Below are 5,441 nucleotides of genomic sequence, written 5' to 3'. Positions count from 1 at the left end.
CCCCCCCCCCCGACTCGGCTTTCCGACGTGTCGGCCGCAGCTCGGCCGCCCGCGACTCGCGGTCACGGACGAATCGCCGCGGCGGAACACGCCGTCGGCGCCCGGCAGCGCAAAGCAGCGTCACCGGGCAGCCGCGCCGGAGCCTCCCGACGAACGCCGGCCCCGATACGCGGATGAGCCGGCCGCCGCATCGGTGACCTCGATGCGGCAGCACCTCACCAGGGTGCTTCCCGGTAGTCCTTCAGGAAGCAGCCGAACGGCGGCGGTACGTCCGGAGCTGTCTCACCCCGCACGATGGGGTCGTAGACCCGCGCCGCGCCGTCCACGACGTCCAACGGCGTGCGGAACCCCGCCCGCGCCGCCCGCTCGCGGTTCGGCAGCGGCTTCTCGTCGGTGATCCATCCGGTGTCCACGCTGGTCATGTACACCCCGTGCCGCGCCAGATCCTGCGCGCTCGTGCGCGTCAGCATGTTCAGCGCAGCCTTCGCCATATTGGTGTGCGGGTGCCCCGGCGACTTGTACGCCCGCGTGAACTGCCCTTCCACCGCAGACACGTTCACGATGTAGCGGCGTTCGTACGGCGACCGCAGCAGCAGCGGCAGCAGGCGGCTCACCAGCAGGAACGGCGCGGTGACGTTGACCAGTTGGACCTCCAGCAGCTCGACCGGGTCCACTTCGTGCACGCGCCGCGACCACGAGTTCTGCCAAGCGGTGTCCGGTACAAGGCCGGCCGCGTCCAGCGGAAGGGCCACCGAACCACCGGCCGCCCCCGCGGGCGCCGACACCGGCAGCCCCGGTACGTCCGACAGCGGGGTCGGGGCCGTGATGGGCTCGAACGCCGCCGCGCCGAGGGCCGCCCGCTCGGCGGCGAGCAGCGGCGCGTACGACTCCGGAGGGCGCCGTATCGTCTGCGCGGCGTTGTTCACCAGGATGTCCAACGGGCTTCCGGCGGCCACGAGTTCGTCGCACCACGCGAGCAGCCGACCGGGGTCGCGCAGGTCGAGCGCGACCACGGAGAGGCGGTCCGCCCACGCCGCGTGGTCGTGGACCGCGGCGAACCGGGTGCGCGTGTCGTGCGGGAACCGCGATGTCACGACCACCTCGGCACCGTCGCGCAGCAGCTTCAACACCAGTTCGAAGCCGATCTTCACGCGCCCGCCGGTCACCAGCGCGCGGCGTCCGGACAGATCGGTGCGAGCCCGCCTGCGGGCCCGGTTCTCGCGCGCACACGGGGGACAGAGCTGGTGGTAGAAGCCGTCGATCTCGGCGTACGGCTGCTTGCACACGTAGCAGCGCCGTCCACCGGCCGCACGGCCTATGACGGTCGGCACGCCGGTCTCGTCGAGCGGCAGGTCGTCGACGCGGTCATCCGCGCCGGTCGCGGTGCGTGCGATCAACTCGGCGCGCTCGGCCGCGCGTCGGCGCTTGCGTTCGAGGCGGCGCCTTTTGCGGCCGGACTTGGTGAAGTCCGCGACGGCCTGCTCGATCCGGATCCGGACCGGGTCGTCGGCGGCGAGGTCGTGCAGCGCCGCGAGATGGGCGAGGCACGCTTCGAGCGCCGGATCCGGCGCGGTCGCGGAGGCGGGTGGACGGGTGGACGAATGGGCGGACGGCACCGCTGGGGGTGCCGGAACTGTTTCGGTCAACGCGGCGTTCCCCTCGGTGGCGTCAGCGGGTCGTGCGACCGGGCCCTACGGCTCGGGCGGATCGGGTCGCGGCCCGCTGCTTGCCGGGTGTGTCACGGCGGTTCTCCTGGACATCGACGCGAGCCGGCGGGTGCCGACCCCGCACGGTGCGAACCCGTGCGCCCGGTCACGGTAGCCCGGCAACCCCCGGGCCGGCACGGGGATTTCCCCCACGCTCCGCTCCGGCCGTGGCCCGGCTTGGCGACCGAACGCGCACCGCGTCTCGGGGCGAGGCGGTCCAACGCGCCGGTTCGGGTCTGCGACCCGGTCGGCGTGGCCGGCGCGCGCGGGCGGACGGGGTGGCGCGGCGGGTCCACTGCAACCCCGACCCTCTGCGCACGGTCTGCGACCCCATGCGGATACGGTCGTTCGCGGAGCCGTCGGCCTGCCCGGCGGCGCCGCGGTCCGATACCAGGCCGGGACGACAGGAGCATCCGCATGACCGACACCGAGCGGTGGACCACGCCGGCCGATCTCGCCGCCGCCCGGGCGGCGTTCGAGGCGGCGATCCCGGGCTGGCGCACCCCGGCCGCCTTCGCCCTCGGCATCGCCGCCCGCGAAACGCGCCCGGAAGGCCCAGCCGTGGTCTTCCCGGTCGTCAACGCCGGCGGCGGCGCGCTGTCGGCCGTCGTGCTCGCCACCGTGTGCGGCCACCGCGCGGGCACCGCGACGTACCGCCTGACACTCGATCAACTCGATGCCGCGATCCGCCTGTTGGCCCCCGCCGAAGCATGTGCGGACGTACCCCACGGGAATCTGACCGCGTGGCGGGCCGTACGGGACGACCTCGCCGCGCTCGGCGAGAGCGCGGCCCACCCCGTCGCGGTCTTCGTGGCCGACCTCGCCGACCCGCCCGCCGACGCCCACGACCGGGTGCTGCGGGACCGGATCCCGCCGGCGGCGCCGTGACGGCGCGGGCCTCGGGCCCGCACTCGTACCACCGTGCCACGGACAGCCGACCGGTCGATAGGGTGCGGTTTCCGCGCAGGTTCATGGTCGGAAGCAGCACGCTGTGTGCGAGGTCCGGTCGGTAACCGACTCGCGCGGCTCGCATTCGCGCGACAACAGGGGTTCGGTCATGGCCAGGCGGGACGCGCCGCGATTCAGTTGTTTCTCGGTGATCGTCGTATCCGTGCTGATCATCGGCGCCGTCGTCGCGGCGCTCGTCGTCACCCTGCGGCTGGAGCAGAAACGCGACCTCGAACGCACCGAACGCCTCGCACTCGAACACGCGCGCCACTGGGCGACGATCGTCGCCGGCTCACTCGACGCCGGCGCGTCGCCACTGCGGGACAACCTGCGCCTCGACTTCTGGGAGGTCAAGGTCCACGTCGTCACGATCGACCGCAGGGCCGACGGCATCACCGGCATCGTCAAGGCCGAGGAGGAACGCACGACGACGTTCGGCAAATCGACCATCCACCGTTGCTTCGCCTACGACATACCCGTCCAGGCCCGGCCGACCGGCCGGTTCGTCGTCGAACCGACCCGCTGTCCTCCCAAGCCGCCTGCGATAGGCGGCTGAGCGCCTCAGACGTCCCGGCGGTCCACCGCGACGACCGCGACGGCCGCCGAGATCGCGGCCCACAGAGCGAATACGGTCCACGCCTCCGCGAACCCCGCGGTCGACCAGCCCCAGCCGGGCGGCGGACCGACCATGACAAGGCGCTCCCAGGCGCTGAGCGGTTGTGCGTGGTCGAGGGCCGTGGACCACGACGCCTTGTCGTCGTCGAAGGCCATCGGCAGCAGTATCAGCACGATCACGACCGTGACGAGCGCGCTCGCGGTGCCGCGCACCAGCGCGCCCACGGCCATCCCGACCAGGCCGCAGACCGGTGCCATGAGAACGGACGCCGCAAGAGCCCGCAGCACTCCCGAGTCGTACAGCGCCGCGTCGATGTGGTGCTCGGCCAGGATCGACTGCGTCACCGCGAACGAGGTGCCGACCAGCGCCGCACCGTACGCGAGCATGACGGCCGTGACGACCACGGCCTTCGCCGCCACGACGTGGCGCCGGGCCGGCACCGCCGCGAAGGTCGCACGCGCCGATCCCGTCGCGTACTCGCCGGCCACCGCCAGTGTTCCGACACTGGCCGCGGTCAGCATCACGAGCAGCACGCCGATATCGCTGACGACCGCTCTGACGGCGCGGAACTCGGTGAAGGGATCGGGTGCCCCGCCGGACGAGTGGAAGTTCGCGCTCTCGGTCGCCGCGCCGTTGGCGTTGACGGCGACGACCGCGACCGCGATGAGCGCGAGCAACCAAGGCGTCGAGCGAAGCGACCACAGTTTCAGCCATTCGGCGGCGACCAGGTCGCGGAACCGGGCCGGTGGCTCCGACTCGGGTGCCACGCGGGCCGGGAGCTCCGGTGCCCCGGTCCGTGTTCCCGCGCTCATCGTTCCTCTCCCGAGAGGTAGTCGACGGTGTCACCCGTCAGTTCCATGAACGCCTCCTCCAACGACGCGGTACGTTCGGCCAGTTGGTGCAGTTGCAGGCCGTGCCGGTGGGCCAGCTCGCCGATCCGGTCCGCGTTCACACCGTCGACTGTCAGCAGGCCGGCGCCGTCCGCGCTGACCCGCGCACGCTCGGCGCGCAGCACCGCCGCCAAGGCCTCGGGATCCGGCGTCCGCACAACCACACTGCGCCGCGAACCACGCGCGGCGAACGCGTCGGCCGACTCCGCCGCCAGAAGTCGGCCGCGCCCGATCACCACGAGGTCGTCGGCGGTGTTCTGCATCTCGGACATCAGGTGGCTCGACACGAAGACCGTGCGGCCTTCCGCGGCGAGGCGGCGGAACAAACCGCGCACCCACCGCACACCCTCCGGATCGAGCCCGTTGGCCGGCTCGTCGAACAACAGCACGGGAGGGTCGCCGAGCAACGCGGTCGCGATGCCGAGCCGCTGGCGCATGCCGAGCGAGAAGGAACCGACACGTCGCCGCGCGACGGCGGACAGCCCGACTTCTCCCAGCACTTCGTCGACCCGGCCGCGTCCGATCGCGTTGCTCCGGGCAAGTGCGCGCAGATGGGCGATGGCGGTACGGCCGTTGTGCACGTTCCCCGCGTCGAGCAGCGCGCCGACGTGCCGCAACCCGCGTGGCCTGGACCGGAACGCGACGCCGCCGACCGTCGCGGTGCCGACGGTCGGCGCCTCCAGGCCGAGGATCATGCGCAGCGTGGTGCTCTTGCCGGCGCCGTTGGGCCCGAGGAAGCCGGTGACGCGCCCCGGGCACACCCGGAAGCTGAGCCCGTCGACCGCCGGCCGGCCGCCATACCTCTTGGTCAGTTCGTGGACCTCGATCATGCGAGCCAGGCTGTCGGTTGGCCTCGCGAACCGCGTCGGGCCACGGGCCACAAGCGCACCCGGCGCACTGGCCCGCCGGATTAATCCTCCAGGCCAATGCCCCTGACCTGGGAAGACGTCTACCATCGGCGCGTGGACAGTACGCCGCTCCGATCGCCGCCCCGCCCTCCCCAGGTCTGGACGGCACCGCTCGTGTGCGCCGCGGTGGCGCTGGCGGTCATCGCACAGTCGACGTCCACGGTGACCGGCCGGGATCTGATCCTCGGTCCGACAGTCACCGGTGACGCGACGATCTTCGTCCTGACGACGCTGGTCCTGGCCACGCCGGTCCTGCTGCTCGCCCGGATGCCGAAGACCGCGTTGCTCCTGCTGCTCGCCGGCACCGCGGTGATCCCGGCCGTCGTCGCGGACCGGGGTATTCCGCTTCTGCAGTTCCTGCTGGTCGGCATCG

5 protein-coding genes and 1 pseudogene are annotated in these 5,441 nt (G+C 72.5%); 3 read left to right on the top strand and 3 right to left on the bottom strand.

Features of this window, described 5'->3' with window-relative positions; all coding sequences use genetic code 11:
* Positions 1-215: 215 nt before the first annotated feature.
* Positions 216-1,646: an SDR family NAD(P)-dependent oxidoreductase gene (locus tag ACRX5W_RS12325; protein ID WP_436788107.1), complete on the bottom strand. Its 1,431-nt coding sequence runs from the start codon at positions 1,644-1,646 to the stop codon at positions 216-218.
* A gap of 477 nt (positions 1,647-2,123) precedes the next feature.
* Here ACRX5W_RS12325 and ACRX5W_RS12320 point away from each other — a divergent pair, with 477 nt between their 5' ends.
* Together ACRX5W_RS12320 and ACRX5W_RS12315 are read left to right on the top strand one after the other, a co-directional pair.
* Positions 2,124-2,594 carry a hypothetical protein gene (locus tag ACRX5W_RS12320; protein ID WP_436788106.1) on the top strand — a complete coding sequence of 157 codons (471 nt, stop codon included), beginning with the start codon at positions 2,124-2,126 and terminating at the stop codon, positions 2,592-2,594.
* A gap of 169 nt (positions 2,595-2,763) precedes the next feature.
* A complete protein-coding gene (locus tag ACRX5W_RS12315) occupies positions 2,764-3,210 on the top strand; it encodes a hypothetical protein (protein ID WP_436788105.1) in 447 nt (148 codons plus the stop codon).
* Positions 3,211-3,215: 5 nt separating this feature from the next.
* On the opposite strand, the gene ACRX5W_RS12310 is transcribed toward ACRX5W_RS12315, so the two are convergent.
* Both ACRX5W_RS12310 and ACRX5W_RS12305 read right to left on the bottom strand, forming a co-directional pair.
* Positions 3,216-4,082, bottom strand: coding sequence for an ABC transporter permease (locus tag ACRX5W_RS12310; RefSeq protein WP_436788104.1), 867 nt, complete (start codon positions 4,080-4,082; stop codon positions 3,216-3,218).
* Complete coding sequence (locus ACRX5W_RS12305) at positions 4,079-4,990, bottom strand: ATP-binding cassette domain-containing protein (RefSeq protein WP_436788103.1); 912 nt, start codon at positions 4,988-4,990, stop codon at positions 4,079-4,081. The genes ACRX5W_RS12310 and ACRX5W_RS12305 overlap by 4 nt, the downstream gene beginning before the upstream one ends.
* Before the next feature lie 132 nt (positions 4,991-5,122).
* Here ACRX5W_RS12305 and ACRX5W_RS12300 point away from each other — a divergent pair.
* Positions 5,123-5,441 (top strand): annotated as a pseudogene (locus ACRX5W_RS12300) (hypothetical protein); the annotation flags it as partial.

Origin of the sequence: Yinghuangia sp. YIM S10712, from assembly GCF_051388935.1 — a bacterium.
Taxonomy (GTDB): Bacteria; Actinomycetota; Actinomycetes; order Streptomycetales; family Streptomycetaceae; genus Yinghuangia.
This window is presented reverse-complemented; position numbering and strand designations above follow the sequence as displayed.

Excerpts from the sequence above, each read along its gene's own strand:
- ACRX5W_RS12320 (WP_436788106.1), top strand. The coding sequence starts at position 2,124 with ATGACCGACACCGAGCGGTGGACCACGCCGGCCGATCTCGCCGCCGCC.
- ACRX5W_RS12315 (WP_436788105.1), top strand. The coding sequence starts at position 2,764 with ATGGCCAGGCGGGACGCGCCGCGATTCAGTTGTTTCTCGGTGATCGTC.
- ACRX5W_RS12310 (WP_436788104.1), bottom strand. The coding sequence starts at position 4,082 with ATGAGCGCGGGAACACGGACCGGGGCACCGGAGCTCCCGGCCCGCGTG.
- ACRX5W_RS12305 (WP_436788103.1), bottom strand. The coding sequence starts at position 4,990 with ATGATCGAGGTCCACGAACTGACCAAGAGGTATGGCGGCCGGCCGGCG.